The sequence below is a fragment of the Enhygromyxa salina genome (assembly GCF_000737335.2).
Taxonomy (GTDB): domain Bacteria; phylum Myxococcota_A; class Polyangia; order Nannocystales; family Nannocystaceae; genus Plesiocystis; species Plesiocystis salina_C.
Genome location: NZ_JMCC02000075.1, coordinates 24,506 through 43,884, shown reverse-complemented (window position 1 = coordinate 43,884; position 19,379 = coordinate 24,506). Strand labels below are relative to the sequence as shown.

The window sequence follows — 19,379 nt, the reverse complement described above, 5'->3', positions numbered from 1 at the left end:
TGCTCGGCACGACTCGGCTGTCGTGATCCCCGCCGCGGTGACGGCCCAGGACCCACCATGGCCTCCAGTCCCCACGCGAGAATGTTGCGCGCGGTTGGTGGCCGCTGGGTCCCCATCGGTCGTATGCTCAGCCGCACACCACCGCGCGTCGCCGCGCGCGAACTGGGACAGCCACAAGACCGGAGCCATGAGCACGCAAAGCCTCGTCACTCAAATCGCCGCGCTGCAGGACTACCAACGCTACGAGGACCTGCACTGGTCCGGAAGCTTCGAGGAGTACCTCGGCATGGTCCGGCACAACCCGCGCATCGCCCGGACCTCGCATGAGCGCCTCTACGACATGGTCCTGGGTGCGGGTACCAAGACCTACGTTGACAACAAAAAGAAGATCACGCGCTACCGGTTCTTCTCGGACGAGACCCACGGTGGCCGCGACGCCATCTACGGTCTGGACATCGCGCTGATGCGGCTGGTCAACGTGCTCAAGGCCGCCGCCATGCGCTACGGCACTGAGAAGCGCATCATCTTGCTCCACGGTCCGGTTGGGTCGTCCAAGTCCACGATCGTCCGCCTGCTCAAGCAGGGCCTCGAGGAGTACAGCCGCACCGCAGAGGGCGCTCTGTACACCTACGAGTGGGCGCTGCCCGAGGAATTGCGCTACCTGACCGCGGGCGAAGAGACCTTCCGGTCGCCCATGAACGAGGAGCCGCTCAAGCTGATCCCGCCGGAGTGGCGCCAAAAGGCGATCGAAGAATTTGGCCTGTTCGATCCCGGTGACGCAGAGACCGGGCGCAAGCCGTTCCGCCCCTACGTGCCAGGCCAGCTCAACCCCGCGTGCCGCTTCATCTTCAAGGAGCTGCTGGCGATCTACCGGGGCGACTGGGCCAAGGTCATCCAGCACGTCCGCGTGCGGCGCATGCTGATCAGCGAGGAAGACCGGGTCGGCATCGGCACCTTCCAGCCCAAGGACGAGAAGAACCAAGACGCGACCGAGCTGACCGGTGACATCAACTACCGGCGCATCGCCGAGTACGGCAGCGACACGGACCCGCGCGCGTTCAACTTTGACGGCGAGTTCAACGTCGCCAACCGCGGCCTGATCGAGTTCGTCGAGATCCTCAAGCTCGACGTGGCCTTCTTGTACGACCTGCTAGGGGCCACCCAGGAGCGCAAGATCAAGCCCAAGAAGTTCGCCCAGACCGACATCGACGAGGTCATCATCGGCCACACCAACGAGGCCGAGTACGAGCGCCTGCTCGAGAACAAGTTCATGGAGGCGCTGCGCGATCGTACGGTCAAGATCGACATCCCGTACATCACCAAGCTGCAAGAAGAGATCAAGATCTACGTCAAGGACTACAACCCCGAGCGCGTGCGCGGCCGCTTCATCGCCCCGCACACCCTCGAGGTCGCCGCGATGTGGGCGATCCTCAGCCGGCTCGAGGATCCCAAGAAGCAAAACCTCTCGGTCCTGCAAAAGCTCAAGCTCTACGACGGCAAGACCATGCCTGGGTTCACCCAGGACTCCGTCAAAGAGCTGCGCAAAGAGGCCAAGCGCGAGGGCATGGACGGCGTCTCGCCGCGCTACGTGCAGGACAAGATCGCCAACTGCTTGGTCAGCGATCGCGGCCAGGCCAACATCAACCCGTTCTTGCTGATGAACGAGCTCGAGTCGGGGCTGCGCAACCACTCGTTGATCACCAGCGAGGATCAGCGAAAGCGCTACCGCGAGCTGCTGGCCGTGACCAAGCAAGAGTACGAGGACATCGTCAAGAACGAGGTCCAGCGGGCGATCAGCGCCGACGAAGAAGCAATCTCGCGGCTGTGCGCGAACTACATCGACAACGTCAAGGCGTACACCCAGCGCGAGAAGGTCAAGAATCAGTACACCGGCCAGGACGAAGAGCCCGATGAGCGCCTGATGCGGTCAATCGAGACCAAGATCGACATCGCCGAGAGCCGCAAGGACGACTTCAGGCGCGAGATCATGCACTACATTGGCGCGCTCGCCGTTGAAGGCAAGCAGTTTGACTTCCGCACGAACGAGCGGCTGTACAAGGCGCTGGAGCTGAAGCTGTTCGAGGACCAGAAGGACAGCATCAAGCTGACCTCGCTGGTGAGCAGCGTGGTGGACAAGGAGTCGCAAGAGAAGATCGACGTGGTCAAGCAGCGGCTGATCCGGGACTATGGGTATGATGAGTCCTCGGCTTCGGATGTGCTGACTTACGTTGCGAGTATCTTCGCGCGCGGGGAGATGAAGGGGGACTGAGGTCGCTCTTGGTTGGTGGTGGGGGCGCCGCTGGTGGGGACACTGGCGGCGCGCTTCGTTTTTGGGCCAGACGTCCGACTTAGGCCTGGACCAGACTAGTTTTCGGGCAGGAGATCGCTCAGATCGAAGCTAGTCCGAACCTCCACTTTGGCCTGGTCATAGACGGTCTTCAAGTGTTTCCTGTTGTTGTTGCGCACCACAGGCGAGAGGTCGAAATCGAGGGTGCAGAATAGCCGGCGACGGTCGGAGGGTAGCTCGCACGCGCGCACGAGCACGGCTGCCAGAATGGTCTCATCAAACGGCTTCAACTGCGGGTCGGGAACCTCGGTGCGCATCGATATCGAACGATCGAGCATTGCATCGTTCAACGCAAACACTTCCAGTCCGCTCGAGTTTTGGACTTCGCTGATACGTTGATCCAGCCGTGCAAGCTCAGTGGTCACCAAATCGGAGAACTTGGCCAAGAACTGATTGGCCGCGAGCGACGTCTGCTCGTCGATTTCCCGCTGGTCCTTGGCCCACTTTCGGAACTGCTGGAGGACCCTGTGCTCTTTGGGCTGATACTTGCGCAAGATAGCTGACTGCGCCTCACGAAGGGCAATGTGTGGTACATGAATCATCACCTCGCCTCGGGCCGCGCGATCGAGCAGGGTGAGGGCGTCCCGTGACCGACGGAACGAGGGTACGCAAACATCGACTACCCAGTTTGATTCGACGAATACATGGATCATCCGAACCTCCCGGACTCCACCCGGCCCTCGGCTACTGCGGGAAGCAGATAACGTGCGACATCGGGGCGAACCTCCTTGGCGACACTGGCCGCCGAGCCCGACGTCAACCCATCGAGCCAGCTGCCGACCAACATCTCGAGGTCGTTTTCGTTGTCCGGGATCTCGGCGACGCCGAGCAAGACCGCCGTGTCGTAGACAGCGACCTCGCGGATCGAATCCTCGCCTTCATAGGTGTCGCGGAGCATCCAAGTCTGACGGGGCGTGACCATGAGACCGAGCGGGCAATTGCTCCGAGCCATGTAGGACGCGAGCTGCTGGATCGCTGCTGGTCGATCAAAGTGACCGCCGCGCTTGATCTCGACGATGAGCCGTAGTTCTGGGAGATCACGGGCCAGCACGATGAGATCGGCGAGAGGTTCGCGTCGCGCCATGGCCACAGGATAGCATGAGCGCGTCAGACGAACATGGCCCGCTACGTCGAGACTGGCGCCAGTCTGAGAACCGGTGGCTGCTGGCGGCGTGGGGTTTGTCGTCGGGGTGGCGGAGCGCCTGATCCGGTGAGGCGTTCAGCACGCACCGGGGCGGCTCGAACTCTCGGTGCTTCTCCACTTGGATGACAACGCCCTGCTCGTGGGATTGCGGACTCCCGAAAGGTCGTCACGGCGTCGGTTGTTGAACCGGCTAGGCACTGAGCGCGAGGTTAGAATACGGGCCTGGGCGCGAACGGCGTCGGTCAGAGGCGATCGAAGAGCGCGTGGATCTCGGGTGGGGTCGGGCCGATCGCGTGTTTGCGTAGGTCGGCGACGAGCTCTGGGTCGTCGCCGCGATCGAGGCAGGCGCTCGCGCGAGCTTGGTGAGCGCCGGCGTTGTTGGCGTCGCCAATCGCCAAGGCCACCTCGATGCGACTGTACGTGGCACGGAGGACCGCCCAGCCGCAATGTTGTCAGCGAGGTCATCGGACAACCCGCCGCTGGTGTTCGCAGCGCCGGCGCTGTGGGGATCCGCCGGGCAGTGAGGGCCGCGTGTCGCAGGACGCTCGAGCGAGGCCGGCCACAGGCTCGCGCAGCAAGCAACTACAAGTACAAGCAGCGCGCGAGCGGATTGCCCGCAGCGCAAGCGCGGGTGCGTGCGTTCGTTTCGGATGCGGACCCAACACCGGTAGCTTTGGCAGGTCTGCGCGGCCAAAATTCGACGGGTGACCCGTTCCCCCATTTCGGGGGATACGCGATCCAGAGGCTCCCCCATATCGATGTAGGTGCGATCCGAGCCAAGATCTCCGCCGCAGCCAGATCCGGCCTGAGATGGCGAATTCGCATGCTGGTGAAGATCTTGGGTTCCACGCGGGATCCCCACGTTCGTGCGGCGAAGCGCAATCGCTAGTCTTTTGAGACCACCCGCGACAACGGGCGCGAACGAAAGGCAACTTCAACATGCATAAAAAAACCTTCATCCTCCCCCTGACCCTCTGCCTCCCCTTCATCCTGTTCGGCTGCACGGGCGACGACGTTGCCGGCGAGGACGTCAGCGGCAGCGACACCACGAGCGACTCTGGCGACGGCGACGGCGACGGTGACGGCGACTCGGGTGATGGCGATGGCGACCCCGGCGATGGCGACGGCGACTCCGGCGATGGCGATGGCGATGGTGATGGTGACTCCGGCGACGGCGACGGCGACACCACGGGAGACGGAGACGGAGACGCAGGCTACTGCGCGATGGGTTGTGAGGAGGACAGCGACTGCTGCCCGATGGGCTCGCTCGACTGTCCCAGCGACAACTACCCCAACAACTGGTCGTGCAGCGCCCAGGGCGTGTGCGAATTTGGCGGCTGCGCCAACGACGACGACTGCGGGGGCCTACTCCAGAGCCAGGAGTGCCACCCGATCGGCGATCTGCCGACCTGCTTCGAGCCCTGCGCCAACGATGCCGACTGTGCGCTGCAGCCAGGGACCACGTGTTCCGGGGTCGCCGACGACGACGTGAAGTACTGCGCCCCGGAACCGGCGCCCGCGTGCGAAGGCGACGCTGACTGTGGGGGCTACGGGATCTGCAACGTCGAGAGCGGCGAGTGCTACTGCGAGCAGGACGGCAACTGCACCGCCGAGGGGGCGGACACCTGCGTCCTGAACTGAGCCGGTGAGCACGAGAGCGCGGGCGCTCCCAGCCACGGTTGGCTGGGGGCGCCCGTTCTAATTGCGGCGTTGCCCACACACCAGCGTGACCGCCAGCCCGCTGCGACGGGCGTAGATCCGCAAGCTCGCGGGGATCGGCTTGCCGGCCGCTCGCAGCGCTCGCTGTTCTCGCGCCTCTTGTTTGACTCGCTCGGAGAATCGTGGGCTCATGTGCGGCAACGATACACATTGTCGTCACTGTCCGAAACACCCGGCCCCCTGGCCGCGACGCCGAAGGTCCCCGGCCGCTTGGCCGATTGGTCATAGTTAGCAAGAAAATTGAGTGAGTTGAATCGCGGCCCAGCGGCTGGAATGACGTTGGAATTACACCTGAGGCCGAAGCGCAGGATCGGCCGGCCAGCCGGCCGAAGATTCGTGCGATCCCAGCCCAATGTTAGAATCATGATAGTAATCCGCGCCTGGCGGCTCGAATGTCCGAGCTTGCCCGATTTCGCCGGTCTATGGGCCGGTTGAACGTTGACCCGTGACTGTTGCCTATCGCCACAGTATCCAATTATGACCATTTAACCAATGCGGTAATCCCAGCCAAAGTGACTGGTTTAGCCAAGGCTGTGACCAGAAAAAAGTACGTGCGCCCCTGAGACTCCGTGATACCAAATTGGCCAAAGGTACAGGTCGATATCCCCGGGGATCATCCCGCATGACCTGTTTCGGTGCACGAATGTCGAAAGTTCATCCCCAAGCCCATCAGTTTCTATCCACAAAGCCGGAGACCGAACTCCCAACAGGTGGGATGGCGGCCGAGTTGCTGGCTGGCCGTCAAACAGTCTCGACTGTGCTCATCGATACATTGCATGCAATGGGCATGCAGCAGGCATTCGGCATGATCGGCGGGGCGATCGTGCCCTTTTATGACGCTCTGTCCCGCTCGCCCCTCAACCTGGTCCACTTTCGGCACGAGAACGGGGCTGTGTATGCGGCGATCGAGGCCTCGCTGGCCGACAACGTGCCGGCGCTGGCGTTCACGACGACCGGCCCAGGTCTGACCAACGCGCTGACCGGCGCGATCACGGCCCGCTACGAGGGCGCCAAGCTGCTGTTGATCTCGGCCGTCACCCCGCTGTCCAAGCGCGGGCGCTACCCGATCCAAGAGAGCAGCAGCGAGAGCCTTGGCCCGGGCATCTACGAGCCGGGCGGGCTGTTCGACTATGCGGTCGCAATGCACGATCCGGCCGAGCTGCCGCGGATCATTCGCACGCTGGCGCTGGGGTTTGCGAACCCGCGGGGCTTCGTCGCTCACCTCGCGCTGCCGCTGCCGGTTCAGGCCAGCCCGGCGCCGCGCGTGGCGATTACGGTGCCGCGCGTGGAGGTGGCTCCGAGCGTGGCAACGATGGACGAGGTGGTCGCGCGGCTGCATGGTCGGTTCGCGGTCTGGGTTGGCCACGGCGCCCGCCACTGCGCGGCGCAGGTCGCCGAGCTGGTCGAGCGGCTCAAGGCGCCGGTGATCTCCACGCCGCGCGGCAAGGGCATCTTCCCCGAGGACAGCCCGCATTTTCTTGGCGTCAGCGGCCTCGGTGGTCACGAGGATCTGGTCGCGCGCCTGACCGAAGCGCGGGTGGATCGGGTGTTGGTGCTTGGTACGCGGCTTGGCGAGATCAGCAGCTCGTACGACGCTGGGTTGATCCCCCGCGGCGGCATGATCCACGTTGATCTGGATCCCAAGGTGCCCGGCACGGCCTACCCCGAGGTCGAGACCCTCGCGGTGCAAGCCGAGCTTGGCCAATTCCTGACCGCGCTGCTCGAGCGCAGCGACGAGCTTGGCGGCCCACGGGCGCTGACCGTGACCCCGCGGGTCCCCGCGGTGCAGCTCGAGCCCCGCGAGGAAGATCGTGTGCGGCCGCGCTATCTGATGCAGTGCCTGCAAGCGCGCGTGGTCGAGGGGAGCGACGCGGTCGTCCTCAGCGAGACCGGCAATTCGCTGGCGTGGACCAACCGCTACCTGCGCTTCCCCAGCCCGCACCGCTACCGGATGTCGGGGATGTTCTGCCCCATGGGCCACCTCAGCGCGGGGATCTTGGGCACCGCGGCGACCGGTCGCAAGGCGGTGGCGGTGGTCGGCGACGGGTCGTTCCTCATGCAAAACGAGATCAGCACCGCGGCGGCAACCCGCGCGGACGTGATCTGGATCGTGCTCAACGACGCGCGCTACGGCATGTGTGATCAGGGCATGCGCTGCCTCGGCTACGACGACGCCAAGCAGCTGCAGTTTCCCGAGGTTGACTTTCTGGCCTTGGCGCGCTCGATGGGCGCGGACGGGGTCCGGGTCTGGCGCGAGCAGCAGGTCGTCGACGCGCTCGAGTGGGCGCTGCGCGAGCGCGGGCCGTTCGTGATTGACGTGATCATCGATCCCAACGAGCTGGCCCCAGTCGCGGACCGGATCGCCAGCATCTACACCCAAGCCAGCGGAGCGTGAACGGCATGAGCGCACGAAGCATCAATAACCCTGGAACCATCGCGTCGGTCGGCGTCGCGTTTCCCGAGGACGTGCGGACCAACGATTGGTGGGAGCACCACCACCCACAGCTGGTCGCGCAGCACCGCGAGGCGTTGCTCGCCAAGGTCTGGGCCGACCACACTTGGCCACCCACGGGCGCCTCGACCTACGATCAGTGCATTGCGCCGTACCTCGAGGATCCATTCCGCGGCACGGTCGAGCGGCGCTGGATGGGCCCAGACGACAGCGCGCAGAGCATGGAGCTGGCCGCGGCCAAGGCTGCCATGGACGCGGGGGGCTTTGCGGGCGCGGACATCGATCTGGTCCTGGTCAACGCGCTGCGAACCGACTCCCACGTGATCGGCGATGGCGCCTACTTGATGCAAAAGCTAGGCATGCGCACCCCGGCGATCAACTTCGAGAGCGCCTGCTCTTCGGCGGTGGTTGGCTTTCACCTGGCCTCGGACTTGATCCGCGCGGGCCGGTATCGACGGATCATGGTGATCGCCTGTTCTACGTATACACGCGACGTCGACCCTGACAATTCGTTCTCGTGGTTCTTGGGTGACGGCGCGGCGGCGGTCGTCGTCGAAGCGGCGCCCGATCCCGAGCATGGCTTACTCGGCGCGCACACGATCCCCACGCTCGAGACTTGCGGGATCTTTTATCACGAGCTGGCGCTGGTCGATGGCGCGCCGCGTCTGATGATCCGCGCGAGTCGGCGCGCTGGCAAGGCGATCCGCGACAACTCCGAGGCCTACCTGCGGACCTGCGTGGACGGGGCGCTGAGCGAGGCCGGCGTCCGTCTCGACGACATCAAATTCCTCGTCGTCAACACGCCAACGGCTTGGTACGCACAGTTCTGCGCCAAGGTGCTGGGCTTCGAGATGTCGCAGATCGTCGACAACTATCCTCGCTTCGCCAACTGCGGGCCGGCGTTGTGGGCCAACAACCTGCACACGGCCGTGAGCGAGGGTCGCGTCGCGCCGGGCGACTTGGTGCTGGGCTACTCGATCGGATCGGTATCAACGGCGTCGGCGGTGGTGTTTCGGGCGGGCGAGATCGCGGTGGGCGGGCGTTAGGTCCTCAGGGAACCGGCTGCAGCTCGCCCGGGGTGAGGGCGCCCTCGCTAAACCGCAGCTCGTCGATTGTCCCAACGAAGCCGCCGAACCCGGTTGGGAGCCCGCCGATCTGGATATACGCGAGGTTGGGGCTGAGCAGCGAGGGCACGAATGGATCTTCGGCGTTGAGGAAGTGGTCGACGTACATTCGCATGCCGCTGTTGTCGAAGGTCAACGCGACGTGGTGCCACTCGTTCTGGTCGAGGGGCGTGGTGCCGACCAGCCCATAATTTTGGTTGCCAGCAGCCCACAGCACCCTGGCGGTACGCAGCGGCGGGACGGTGTGCTCCACGTAAACGGTCAAGTTTGGCTTGGCCGCGGTGTCGACCTCGTGGCCGTAGTACAGGATGAACTGACGCGGCTGCGTGGGCTGCGTGACCCGGACGTAGTACTCGATCGTGAACGCCGTGCGGCCAGCGAGCACGCCCAGCGGCACGATCACGTGGTCGGTGCTGGTGAAGCTCAGGCCTTCACCCACGATCGCCGGGGTTGTTGGCTGCAAGCTGGACATCTCGGCGTGGAAGTCGTTGCCGGAGCTGTCAAAGATGGTTGGCAGCGCGATGTCGTCGAAGCTGTAGTGGGCGATCGCGGTGTCGGGGATCTCGCCGGTGGTCCCGGTGTCGGTTGGGTTGGTGTCGGTGGTCTCGGTGTCGGTTGGGTCGGTGTCACTGGTGTCCGACTCGCTCTCGCTCTCGCTCTCACTGGTTGCGTTGGTGTCGGTGGTGTCCGAGCTCGCGGAGCTGGCCGACTCGCTGGTGTCGAGCATGTCCTCGCCCGAGCCGCTGTCGTCGGAGACGCTCGACTCGAACCCGACCGGCACACACAGCCCAGCGAGGCCCTCGGGCGAGAGCACGCCGTAGCGATACCCGCTGGGGCAGTCGCCGTCTGGGAATGCGCAGCCGCCCGCGACACACTGACCGCCGCCACCACACTGGCTGCTGTTGAGGCACGCGAACGAAGTGGGCAGCGTGCAAGCTGGTGTAGCGAGGCCGGCGAGCGCACCGGTGATCCCCCAGGCAAGCTGCTGCACGAGGTGGCGCGCGCGCGCGGTCATCGCCAGCTCCCGATCGTCAGCACGACACCGACGTGGTCGCGGCCTAGCGCCGGCGCGACGCCGATTTGTGTGCGCGGTGGGTGCTTGGATCGATGGAGGCGGACCGCGCCAACGATCAACGTGACGAGGCCCGCCGCGGCCAGGACCCCACCGCTGGCGTACAGCCCGATCGCGCCGCGGCCCCGGCCCGTGTTTCGATTGAACGCGGCCTCGAAGTCCGTGTAGGTGTTGGCCGAGATGACGCGGCTGTCGACCACCGCGCCACCGACCAGCAGCCCGCCCGCGAGCGCCGTCAGCCCAGCGCCGACGCTGATCGCCCCGACGCCGCGGCGGGCTGACGGAGCGTCGTCGTCGTGCTCGGCTGCTGGCTCGCTCAGTCCGGGCGCTGGCTCTGGCGGTTCGGGCTCGGTCGCTGGCTTGGGGGGCGCGATGACGAGCTCGCCCCGGACTTGGAAGCGCAAGGTCTCGATCGCCTCGCGCTGGGCCTTGGACAGGTTGCCAGCGAGCAGGCGTTCGTACAGCTCGAGCGCTTCTTCGTAGTGTCCCGCGAGCCGCTCGGCCTGGGCCCAAGCGAACAGCGTGTCGACCCGCGGGGCCAGGGCGTAGGCAACCGCGAACTCGCTGGCAGCCCCGGCGTAGTCTTCGCGGGCGTAGAGCTCGGCCGCCGCTTCGTAGTGCGCGTCGGCGTCCGCTCGCGTGGCGGGGGATGCCTCGGCCGCCCGCGTGGGCGCCCAGATGCAGGCGATCGAGATGAAGAGAGCGAGGGAGCGACGCGGCATGTGAAGCTCAGTTGGGGAGCGCCAGAGAGTTCTTGTTCCAGTTGGTGTCTGGCTTCGAGGTCTTCTTGGTCTGGCGCTTTGGCTCGCGTTGCTTGGGCTTGTCCGGCGGTCGTTCGCTGCTCGGTGGGGCTGGCTTGGCGCTCGCCGGCTGGGCGACCGGGGCTGGCTGGGCCGGCGGGGTGACGACAGCGGGGGCTGGGCTGGGCTCGGGCGGCTGCTCGGGTGGCTGGCTGTCGACCACCTCTGGGCGCGCGCGCGGTTGTTCGTCCGACCCAGCGTTCCCCGCGAGCTTCCAGGTCAGCGCGACCAGCAGCGCCCCACCAACCGCGCCGCCGATCCACGGCCACGGCTGACGGCGGCGCGTGCTCGGGTCATCTGGGCTCGTTGGTCCGGGGACCGCCGGTCCGGGGCTGGGTGCCACGACGGACAGCCGGGTCGGAGCCTCGTGCTGGTCCGCGCCGCCGCTGGGCGCGGCGTTGGCTTCGGCCGACCAGTGGGTCGTGAACACCTCGGAGTCCGTCACCTCGCGCGGCTCATCCTCGAGCTGCGCGCGCTCGCCCTCGAGCTCTTCGGCGAACAGCTCGGCCATGAGCTCGGCGATCCTCGAGGGCGACACCACCAGCTGCTGATCCAGCGCGAACGCCTCGAGCGCTCGCTGCAGCTCGAAGGCGCTGGCGTAGCGTTGGTCGCGGTCACGGGCGAGGGCGCGCAGCACGATCTTCTCGAGCGCTGGCGGGTAGTCTTTGCGCACGCCCGACGGCGGCGGGGCGTCTTCGCGGGTGATGCGACGGATCGTCTCCATCTGGCTGTCGCAGCGATACAGCCGCTGCAGGGTCGTCAACTCCCACAACATCACGCCGAGCGAGAACACGTCGCTGCGGCTGTCCAGGGCCACCGAGCAGTCGATCTGCTCGGGCGACATGTACGGGAGCTTGCCCTTGAGCACGCCGACGGCGGTGCTCTCTTTGCCGTCGAGCTTGGCCTTGGCGACCCCAAAGTCGAGCAGCTTGGCCACGCCACCGTAGGTCACGACCACGTTCGCGGGGCTGACGTCGCGGTGGACGATCGCCAGCGGGCGGCCGGTCTCGTCGCGGGCCGTGTGGGCGTAGTGGAGCCCGGCCGCGACGCCGATGCACACGCCGATCACCAGCTCGAGCGGCGGCGCGTTCCAGGTCGCGTCGATGCGCTTGGCCACGTCGCGCAGGTCCGCCCCGTGGACGTACTCCATCGCGTAGTAGACCCGCTCGTCACTCTCACCAATGTCGAAGACCTGCGCGATGTTGGGGTGGCTGAGGCGAGCGGCGAGGCGCGCCTCGTACAAGAACATCTCGATGAAGCTGGGATCCTCGCAAAGGTGGGGCAGCAGGCGCTTGAGCACGACCTGCTTGGTGAACCCGTGGGCCGCCTCGAGCCGGGCCAAGAAGATCTCGGCCATGCCGCCAACGGCCAACCTTCGGACGATCCGATAGCTGCCGACACGGCGCTGAGCAGGTTCGGACACCGCATGCACGCTATCCGATCGTCATGCGTGCGGGCCAGGTCCGCCGTCGGGATCTGGAGATAGCCGCGGTGAATCGGCCCGCGAAGGGCGTCCGCGAGCGGGCGAGGAGCCCTCGCCCGAGCTGAACACACCCCGCGACCCGCGCCGCGACGTCCCCGCATATACTCGGCGGACATGCCTTCGGTCCGCGACGAGCAGCTGCTAGCGAGCATCCGCGTCGGTGATCGGGCGGCGCTGCACGCCTTCGCCGAGCTGATCCGCGAGGCCGTGCGCGAGCTCGAGATCCCCGGGGTCTCCGACGCGCGGGGGCGCCTCGATCACATCGTTGGGCCGCTGCGCGCCCGCCTGCTCAACCGGCTCAGCGCGCCGGACTTCGAGCTGCGCGGCTCGCTGCGCGGCTACGTGATGACCTTCGTCGCGCTGCGCCGTGACGAGCTCGAGCCTGGCGCGGCGCCAACCGGGCTGCGGCGGCTCGAGCTCGCCGACACGGATCGACTCGCCAGCGCGGTCGCTGTGGCGCTGCAAAAGCTGACCCAGAGTCACAACCCCGACGCCCGCGAGCTCGCCCATACCTGGCTGGCGCTCGCCGAAGAGGGGCAGGCCCTGGATGTTCGCAGCGGTCACGAGACCGCGCGCATGCTCAAGACTGCCTCGCCGATCTTGGCCCGCAAGAGCGACGGCGAGTTCGCCGGGGCGCTGCGGGCGTTTCGAACCATGCTCGGCTACGAGCTCGGAAAGTTGGGTTTTTAGCGATGCAAGCGAACGCCAAAGAGATTCTGTTGCTGGCGGCCGAGGACGCGTTCGAGTTCGAGCGCTGGCGCGACGCAGGGCCGGTGACCGCCGACATCGATCCCGAGACCCGGGCCGCCGAGGTCGCCGAGTTCGAGGCGCTGGGGATCCCGCTGCCCTCGGACTTGGACAGCCTTCGCAGGGAGCTCGAGCACGCGCCCAAGGTCCGCGAGGCGATCCGCTGCTCGGCCGTGGCCATGCGTCGCAGCGGCCGGGCCTCGGCTTCGTCGCTGGTCGCCCTGGGGCCGCAGCAGCTGATGCCAGCGGGCATGGGCATGCCGTGGGGGTGGCCTGGGGGCCCCATGATGGATCCGCGCCTGGATCCGCGCCTTGCCGCGCAGATGGGGTTTGTCGGCGGGGCAGCGGCCGGGCGTGGTGGGGGCACCAACGAGGACGACGAGCCCCGGCCTCGCAGCAAGCGCGAACGCAAGCTCGCCGACGCGACCGTCGTCGGTGCGGACGGCGGGTCGATCGACGCCCAGGTGGTCGGTGACTACGACCTTGATGACGACGACGCTGATCTCGATGACTTTGACGATCCCGAAGATGACGAGCTCGAGCGAGCGCGGCAACGCGAGGCCGAGCGGCGCAGGAAGAAGCGTCGGGCCGAGGCGCGCAAGGCTCGAGCCGCGCGGGCCCGCGAATGGGACGACGACGAGTTCGACGAAGATGATGGTGACGACTCGATGGTGGCCGTGGCGGCGAGCGGCGCGGTCGATCGCAACACGTGGATCTTGGGCGGCGTGTCGGCGGTGGCCGTGATCGCGCTGCTGTGGATCGCGTTTGGTGACAAGAAAGACCAGGGTGATCCGGCTGCCGTGGATCCGGCGGCGCAGCTGGCCGCGCAGCAGGAGCAGCAGCAGCCCGCACCGCCAGCGCCACCCGCTCCGGCCGCTGTGCCGATCGACCCGAACACGGGCTTGCCCTACGGCCAAGTGCCAGCGCCAGTCGCCGACGCACCTGGGGTTGCAAGTGGCGGAGGTGGAGGAGGTCGTGGCGGTGGCGGGCGCGGCTCGGCCGTGCGCGGCTCGGGTGGCAGCGCGCCTGCACCAGCTTCAGGGGCGGGTGGCGGTACCGCGTTTGGCGGGTTCAAGGACGTGCCCGGTCCGCCTGGCACCGAGCCAGCCCCCGCGGCGAACGGCGGGACGCAGCCGGCCGCCAACGGTGGGACGCAGCCGGCGGCGAACGGCGGGACCCAGGCGGCCGCCAACGGTGGGGCCGTCGTCCCCGCGCCAGCTCCAGCCCCGGCCCCCGCTCCTCAACCCGCCGCGGACACGCCCGCTGAGCCGCCCAAGCCAGCGCCGCCGGAAGAGTCGCTGCTGACCAAGTCCAAGATGACCCCGGCGATCCGCCAGGGGGTCACCCAGCGAGTGGGTGATCTGCTCGCGTGTTTGGAAGACGCGCGGGTTGGCAAGCCAGACCTGGCGGGCAACGTGGTGTTCACGGTCTCGCTGGATCAAGACGGGGTCGTGACCAAGGTCGACATTGGCAAGGACGAGGTCGGCTACGGCGTGGCGAAGTGCTCGGCCAAGAAGATGCGCCGCTGGACCCTGCCCTCGGCTGGGATCCCGATCATCTTCGATGTCCCCTTCGCGTTTTGATAGACCCCCACAGGCGGTTTCGCACTTCGCGGTCACTCGCTTCGCTCGCTCCCAATTGGCTGGCTGTTCGCATCCGCATGTTTGGCCCCCTAGGAGGGGGCTCTTGTCTGGGCGATTACGGCCACCGGATGGCGCTCCATTCGATGCTCTGCCCCCGCGAGGGGCGGCGTGCTTGGGGGAGTGACTGGCCCCGTAGATGGTTTCGCACTTCGCGGTCACTCGCTTCGCTCGCTCCCAATTGGCTGGCTGTTCGCATCCGCATGTTTGGCCCCCTAGGAGGGGGCTCTTGTCTGGGCGATTACGGCCACCGGATGGCGCTCCATTCGATGCTCTGCCCCCGCGAGGGGCGGCGTGCTTGGGGGAGTGACTGGCCCCCTAGACGGTTTCGCCCTTCGCGGTCACTCGCTTCGCTCGCTCCCAACTGGGGGGGTGTTCGCGGGGTGTGGTTACTTTTCGAGCTTGTCGAGGCGTGCTTCGAGCTGGTTCAGGGTCGCACGCAGCTGACGGTTCTCGGCGTCGAGCGCTTGGACTTGGGCGTTCAGGGCCTGGATGGCAGCGAGCGAGACGCCGTCCGCGTCAACTTGGAAGATGAAGCGATCGGTCCCGCCAACATTGAACGCCGCGCGGAAGTCTTGGGCCATGGGGCCGATGTGGCGGGTGTGGTGTTCGTCGGACTTGTAGCTCCACGTGCTGATCGGAAGCGAGGCGACGTGCTCGAGCGCCCACTGCGGGTCGACGGGGGTGAAGTCTTGCTTGAGGTTGCGATCGCTCATGGGACAGATCGCGCTGCAGAACTCGGCGCCCATGGGGACCGGGATGCCGGCGCAACACATCGTGCCATCGCAGCATGTCTCCTGGTTGGCGCAGCTCTCTCCTTCGTTCGAGCAGGTGCCCCCGGTGTCGCCGTCGCCGTCGCCCGTGGGATCGCCGTCGCCGTCGCCGTCGCCGTCGCCGTCACCGTCGCCGTCACCGTCGCCGTCGCCGTCGCCGTTGGTGTCAGCATCGCCGTCGCCGTTGGTGTCAGCATCGCCGTCGCCGTCGCCCGTCGCACTGCTGGTGGCCCCGTCGCCATCGCCATCCCCGCTGGGATCGCCGTCGCCGTCGCCGGTGGGGTCGGTTGAACCGGAGCCCTCGTCGTCACCACACGCGACAAGCGACACAGTCATCAACCCAGCGAAAACCACCGATCGCATCTTCATGCTGGGATTCTGGCAGGCCCAACCTCCCGCTGTCCACGTCGATCAGTGCCAGGCTCCAATGATCGCGCCCATGACCGTGTAGGCGACCGCGTGGTAGCCCGCGTCGATCAGGGTGAGCACCAGGCTGCGCCGCTCGAACGAGAAGGTGATCGCCATCGAGCCCCCGACCCACACGGACGCGAGCGCGCCGTAAGTCATGCCCGTGACCAGGGTGACGTCGGGACCCAAGAAGAACGCCAGGTTCAAGGCGATCACCACCGAGATCAAGAACGAGACGCCAAAGGTCCGGCCCACGCCCTTGCTCAGCTCGTCCTCGCTCAGACCGGCCTCGCGCATCCACGCTTTGGCGAATAGGATGGGGCTGTACCACAGGCCGCCGATCAGAAAGCTCGAGAGCGCCGCGGCGCCAACGGCGAGGTAGTTGATCTGTGAGGGATCCATGGCGAGTTCGCTAACACTCGACGCCGCGCAGGCGAAACTCAATTCCGACGAACGGGGACCAGACGGGGGTGAACTGGGCGCTCGCTCTGGTGAGCTGGCCAGCCCCGAGCACAGTCCGGCTCACGACATCGATGATCGCTGGGTGCGGCGCCTGGGGATTGCGGGGTTTGGCCTGATGATCCCCCGCGTCACGCCGCTGCTCGACGGCGTGGGCCCCGGCCAGCTCGCGTACTGGCTGGGCACGCTGTGGTTCTTGGGTCTGGCCGCGGCGATCTGGCACGGAAACCGCTGGTTGTTGTTCGAGCAGCGGCGCCACTACGGCTGGTTCAATCACCCGCTGCGCAAGCTCTCGCTGCTGCTGGCGGCGATCGTGCTGTACACGGCGCCGATCACCGTGGTCGCGCTGCTGGCTTGGTATGGGTGGATTGGCGCGGTGGCCGATGCCGATGCGATCCGCACGGTCGCGCTGATCAACGTGATCTGCGTGGTGTTCGTGACCCACGCCTACGAGACCGTGTTCTTGATCAAAGAGCGCGAGGGTGATCTGCTGCGGGTCGCTCGCCTGGATCGCGCCCGGGCCGAGGCCGAGCTCTCGGGCTTTCTGGCTCAGGTTGATCCGCACTTCTTGTTCAATTCGCTCAACACGCTCGGGCACCTGATAAAGACCGACTCGCGCCGGGCGGTCGCGTTCAACCAGGACTTGGCGGGGATCTATCGATACTTGCTGCGTCAGCGCGGGCGGAGCTTGGTCACCCTGGCCGAGGAGCTGCGCTTTGCTCGGGCCTACCTCGAGCTCATGCAGATCCGCTACGGCGAGGCGCTGCGCTGCGAGCTGCCCAAGCCCATGCAAGCGGGCGCCCGGTTGCCGCCAACGGCTCTGCAGCTGCTGATCGAGAACGCGATCAAGCACAACGAAGTGGGGGCCGGCGCGCCGCTGGAGATCGAGGTTGGCTACGCCGAGCTCGAGGGTGCGCCGTGCATGTTCGTGGCCAATCGTCGCCGTCCGCGTCGGAGCGTGCGCGAGTCCGCCGGGACCGGCCTGCGCAACCTCGACGAGCGCAGCAAGCTCGCGGTTGGGCGCGGGATCCAGATCGATCAGCGTGGCGAAGAATTTCGCGTGTGCGTGCCCTTGGCAATGGCTGCACAGGAGTGTGCGTCGTGACCCGCGTGGTGATCATCGAGGACGAGCCGCCCGCGCGCGCACGCTTGGTCGCGAGCTTGCGCGAGCTGGATCCGCAGCTCGAGATCGTCGCCGAGCTTGGCTCTGTTGCGCAGGCGGTGCGCTGGTTCGAGGACCACCACCACCAGGGCGCGCCGGATCTCGTGTTCGCCGACGTGCAGCTGTCCGACGGGCTCTCGCTCGAGATCTTTGCCCAGGTTCAGCCGGCCGCGCCGATCGTGTTTTGTACCGCCTATGACGAATACATGGTCGAGGCGCTCGCCCAAAACGGGATCGCGTACCTGCTCAAGCCCTACACCACCACGGAGCTGGGCGACGTATTGCGCAAGTATCGACGGCTCGAGGCCCATTTTTCCACGCGCTTGGCTGCGCTGGCCCGCGCGCTTGGACAGCCGCGCGCGTCCGCCCGGCGGCTGCTGGCCCGCGACGGCGACACCTTCGTGGCCGTGCCGATCGACGAGATCGCGTACTTTGGTGTGCGCGATGGCGTCACGGAGCTGGTCCGACGCGACGCGCGACGGCTCGAGCTGGATCGGACCTTGGCGGACATCGAAGCCGAGCTGGTCAGCGCTGGGTTCTTTCGGATCAACCGCCAGTACCTCGCGCACGCCGACGCGGTCTCCGGGTTTAGGAGCTACTTCAAGGGCCGGCTGCTGGTCGAGCTGAAGCCGGCCGCGAGCGAGGATGTGGTCGTGAGCCAGCCCAACGCCGCACGGTTTAGGAGCTGGCTCGAGGGTGCTTAGCCCAGCGCCCCAGCGCGGCGCAGCAGCACCAGCGTGTGCGTGAAGTGGACGCTGCTGCCCAGGATCACGAACACGTGAAACACCTCGTGGTAGCCGAACACCGTCGGGATCGGGTCTGGCCGCCGACGCGCGTAGATGACCCCACCAGTGCTGTAGGCGACGCCCGTCGCCAGGAACAGCACAAACGCGGCCGAGCCCGTCGCGGGGATCAGCGCGGCCGCGTAGCTCAGGCCGGACCAGCCAATTGCAATCGCCAACGCAGCGGTGACCCACGTGGGACCGTGAGCCCACACGAGTGACTTGCCGATACCCATTGCAGCGAGCGCCCACACCAGCAGCAGCGGATCCAGCATGAACGCCTGGCGGTCGAACAGCAGGAACAGCGGGGTGTAGCTGCCCGCGATCAACACGAAGATCACCGAGTGATCCAGCCGCTGCATCCGGCGCAGACCCGCGGGTGTCCAGTTGCGACGATGGTAGGTCGCGCTGACGCCATACAGCAGCGCGAGGCTCAACCCATACACGACCACCGCGCGCCGGGCCGCGTGGCCTTCGACCGCGCTGAGCAGCCAGGCGCTGGCGGCGACGAACACAAAGAACGCGATTTGGTGCGACACGCCGCGCAGGCGTGGCTTGGGCGGGGCAGACGAAGCGCTCATGACCGTCTCAGGCTTGGGCAGCCTGCTTCAGATCGGACGCGAACGCCTCGAACGAGGGGGCAAAGTCTGGCAGCTTGGGCGCGATCTTGGGCAGGAACGCGCCGGTCAAGACCTCGGCCATGGTGACCGTGGTGGTGGTGCCGTTGGACTCGAGGGTGAAGGTGCGCACGCCCTTGAAGATCTTGTTGCCGTCTTCCCAAACCATGCGGCGGTGGGGCTCGAAGGTGCTGACCAGCAGGGGGAACACGCGGTCGGGGGCGACCTTGGCCTTGAGCTTGATGCGTTGGCCTTCTGCGATTGTGCCTTCGATGCTGGTGACCGTGGAATTCCACAGTGGAAAGTTGGCGGCGTTGGTGAGCAGCGCCCAGACGGCCTCGGGCGGGGCGTTGATCGTGACGCCAACGCGGTACTCGAGGTAGCGCTCACCCTCGAGCTTGCGGGCCTTGCCGTCCGGGGGGATGGGCTCGGCGGCTGACGGGGGGGCTTGGATCTTGGCGGTGAGCACCGACAGCGCGAACATGGACGCGAGGCCGGCGACGATGAACGGGATCCAGAGGTACCAGGGCACGCTGGACTGTATCGCACTGGCGCGGGGCGTGGGAGAGGTCGTCTTGGCGCTCATGCCGCGTGCTAGCGTCGCAGAATGAGTCTCTCAATCATTCTCACCACCATCCTTTCAAACTTCG

At 66.6% G+C, this 19,379-nt stretch carries 19 protein-coding genes; 8 read left to right on the top strand and 11 right to left on the bottom strand.

The features are described 5' to 3' along the window. The first annotated feature begins 187 nt into the window (after positions 1–187). Positions 188–2,269: a PrkA family serine protein kinase gene (locus DB30_RS26340; RefSeq protein ID WP_052553905.1), complete on the top strand. Its 2,082-nt coding sequence runs from the start codon at positions 188–190 to the stop codon at positions 2,267–2,269. Between the two features lie 95 nt (positions 2,270–2,364). On the opposite strand, the gene DB30_RS26335 is transcribed toward DB30_RS26340, so the two are convergent. The 3 genes from DB30_RS26335 to DB30_RS26325 form a co-directional block, all read right to left on the bottom strand. Continuing rightward, positions 2,365–3,000, bottom strand: coding sequence for a hypothetical protein (locus DB30_RS26335; protein WP_146660692.1), 636 nt, complete (start codon positions 2,998–3,000; stop codon positions 2,365–2,367). After that, on the bottom strand, positions 2,997–3,431 hold the full coding sequence (locus DB30_RS26330; protein ID WP_052553902.1) for a hypothetical protein: 435 nt from the start codon (positions 3,429–3,431) through the stop codon (positions 2,997–2,999). Before DB30_RS26330 ends, DB30_RS26335 begins: the two co-directional genes overlap by 4 nt. A gap of 302 nt (positions 3,432–3,733) precedes the next feature. Then, positions 3,734–3,895 (bottom strand): hypothetical protein, encoded by a 162-nt coding sequence (locus tag DB30_RS26325; protein WP_153258410.1) that lies wholly within the window; start codon positions 3,893–3,895, stop codon positions 3,734–3,736. Positions 3,896–4,430: 535 nt separating this feature from the next. Here DB30_RS26325 and DB30_RS26320 point away from each other — a divergent pair. After that, positions 4,431–5,132 carry a hypothetical protein gene (locus tag DB30_RS26320; protein WP_052553900.1) on the top strand — a complete coding sequence of 234 codons (702 nt, stop codon included), beginning with the start codon at positions 4,431–4,433 and terminating at the stop codon, positions 5,130–5,132. 57 nt (positions 5,133–5,189) lie between these two features. Here the strand turns inward: DB30_RS26320 and DB30_RS26315 are convergent, their stop codons facing one another. Continuing rightward, positions 5,190–5,342, bottom strand: a complete 153-nt coding sequence (locus DB30_RS26315) for a hypothetical protein (protein ID WP_153258408.1) — start codon at positions 5,340–5,342, stop codon at positions 5,190–5,192. Between the two features lie 490 nt (positions 5,343–5,832). Between DB30_RS26315 and DB30_RS26310 the strand changes: the two genes are divergently transcribed. Both DB30_RS26310 and DB30_RS26305 read left to right on the top strand, forming a co-directional pair. Further along, the gene (locus tag DB30_RS26310; RefSeq protein ID WP_146660690.1) at positions 5,833–7,605 is read left to right on the top strand and encodes a thiamine pyrophosphate-binding protein; all 1,773 of its coding nucleotides are present in this window, start codon (positions 5,833–5,835) and stop codon (positions 7,603–7,605) included. A 5-nt stretch (positions 7,606–7,610) separates the two neighbouring features. Further along, positions 7,611–8,708 carry a 3-oxoacyl-ACP synthase III family protein gene (locus DB30_RS26305; protein WP_146660688.1) on the top strand — a complete coding sequence of 366 codons (1,098 nt, stop codon included), beginning with the start codon at positions 7,611–7,613 and terminating at the stop codon, positions 8,706–8,708. Positions 8,709–8,712: 4 nt separating this feature from the next. On the opposite strand, the gene DB30_RS26300 is transcribed toward DB30_RS26305, so the two are convergent. Genes DB30_RS26300 through DB30_RS42845 form a run of 3 tightly spaced genes read right to left on the bottom strand, consistent with a single transcriptional unit; the run spans position 8,713 to position 12,081 of the window. Continuing rightward, positions 8,713–9,801 carry a LamG domain-containing protein gene (locus DB30_RS26300; RefSeq protein ID WP_052553895.1) on the bottom strand — a complete coding sequence of 363 codons (1,089 nt, stop codon included), beginning with the start codon at positions 9,799–9,801 and terminating at the stop codon, positions 8,713–8,715. Next, complete coding sequence (locus tag DB30_RS26295; RefSeq protein ID WP_052553893.1) at positions 9,798–10,580, bottom strand: tetratricopeptide repeat protein; 783 nt, start codon at positions 10,578–10,580, stop codon at positions 9,798–9,800. Before DB30_RS26295 ends, DB30_RS26300 begins: the two co-directional genes overlap by 4 nt. Positions 10,581–10,587: 7 nt before the next feature. Beyond that, positions 10,588–12,081, bottom strand: coding sequence for a serine/threonine protein kinase (locus tag DB30_RS42845; protein WP_146660686.1), 1,494 nt, complete (start codon positions 12,079–12,081; stop codon positions 10,588–10,590). Between the two features lie 174 nt (positions 12,082–12,255). On the opposite strand from DB30_RS42845, the gene DB30_RS26285 reads away from it, so the two are divergent. Next, positions 12,256–12,831: a hypothetical protein gene (locus DB30_RS26285; protein ID WP_052553889.1), complete on the top strand. Its 576-nt coding sequence runs from the start codon at positions 12,256–12,258 to the stop codon at positions 12,829–12,831. Positions 12,832–12,833: 2 nt separating this feature from the next. After that, entirely contained in the window at positions 12,834–14,471 is a 1,638-nt protein-coding gene (locus DB30_RS26280; protein ID WP_052553887.1) for a hypothetical protein, read from the top strand. Positions 14,472–14,917: 446 nt separating this feature from the next. On the opposite strand, the gene DB30_RS26275 is transcribed toward DB30_RS26280, so the two are convergent. Then, on the bottom strand, positions 14,918–15,637 hold the full coding sequence (locus DB30_RS26275; protein ID WP_052553886.1) for a tail fiber domain-containing protein: 720 nt from the start codon (positions 15,635–15,637) through the stop codon (positions 14,918–14,920). Between the two features lie 75 nt (positions 15,638–15,712). Beyond that, the gene (locus DB30_RS26270) at positions 15,713–16,111 is read right to left on the bottom strand and encodes a DUF1761 domain-containing protein (protein ID WP_052553884.1); all 399 of its coding nucleotides are present in this window, start codon (positions 16,109–16,111) and stop codon (positions 15,713–15,715) included. A gap of 142 nt (positions 16,112–16,253) precedes the next feature. On the opposite strand from DB30_RS26270, the gene DB30_RS26265 reads away from it, so the two are divergent. Together DB30_RS26265 and DB30_RS26260 are read left to right on the top strand one after the other, a co-directional pair. Next, positions 16,254–17,273 carry a sensor histidine kinase gene (locus tag DB30_RS26265; RefSeq protein WP_205633066.1) on the top strand — a complete coding sequence of 340 codons (1,020 nt, stop codon included), beginning with the start codon at positions 16,254–16,256 and terminating at the stop codon, positions 17,271–17,273. Continuing rightward, a complete protein-coding gene (locus DB30_RS26260; protein WP_146660682.1) occupies positions 17,270–18,034 on the top strand; it encodes a LytR/AlgR family response regulator transcription factor in 765 nt (254 codons plus the stop codon). The genes DB30_RS26265 and DB30_RS26260 overlap by 4 nt, the downstream gene beginning before the upstream one ends. On the opposite strand, the gene trhA is transcribed toward DB30_RS26260, so the two are convergent. Both trhA and DB30_RS26250 read right to left on the bottom strand, forming a co-directional pair. After that, positions 18,031–18,693, bottom strand: coding sequence for a PAQR family membrane homeostasis protein TrhA (gene trhA, locus DB30_RS26255; RefSeq protein WP_052553878.1), 663 nt, complete (start codon positions 18,691–18,693; stop codon positions 18,031–18,033). The genes DB30_RS26260 and trhA overlap by 4 nt on opposite strands. A gap of 7 nt (positions 18,694–18,700) precedes the next feature. Next, the gene (locus DB30_RS26250) at positions 18,701–19,261 is read right to left on the bottom strand and encodes an SRPBCC domain-containing protein (RefSeq protein ID WP_165703955.1); all 561 of its coding nucleotides are present in this window, start codon (positions 19,259–19,261) and stop codon (positions 18,701–18,703) included. Positions 19,262–19,379: the final 118 nt, after the last annotated feature.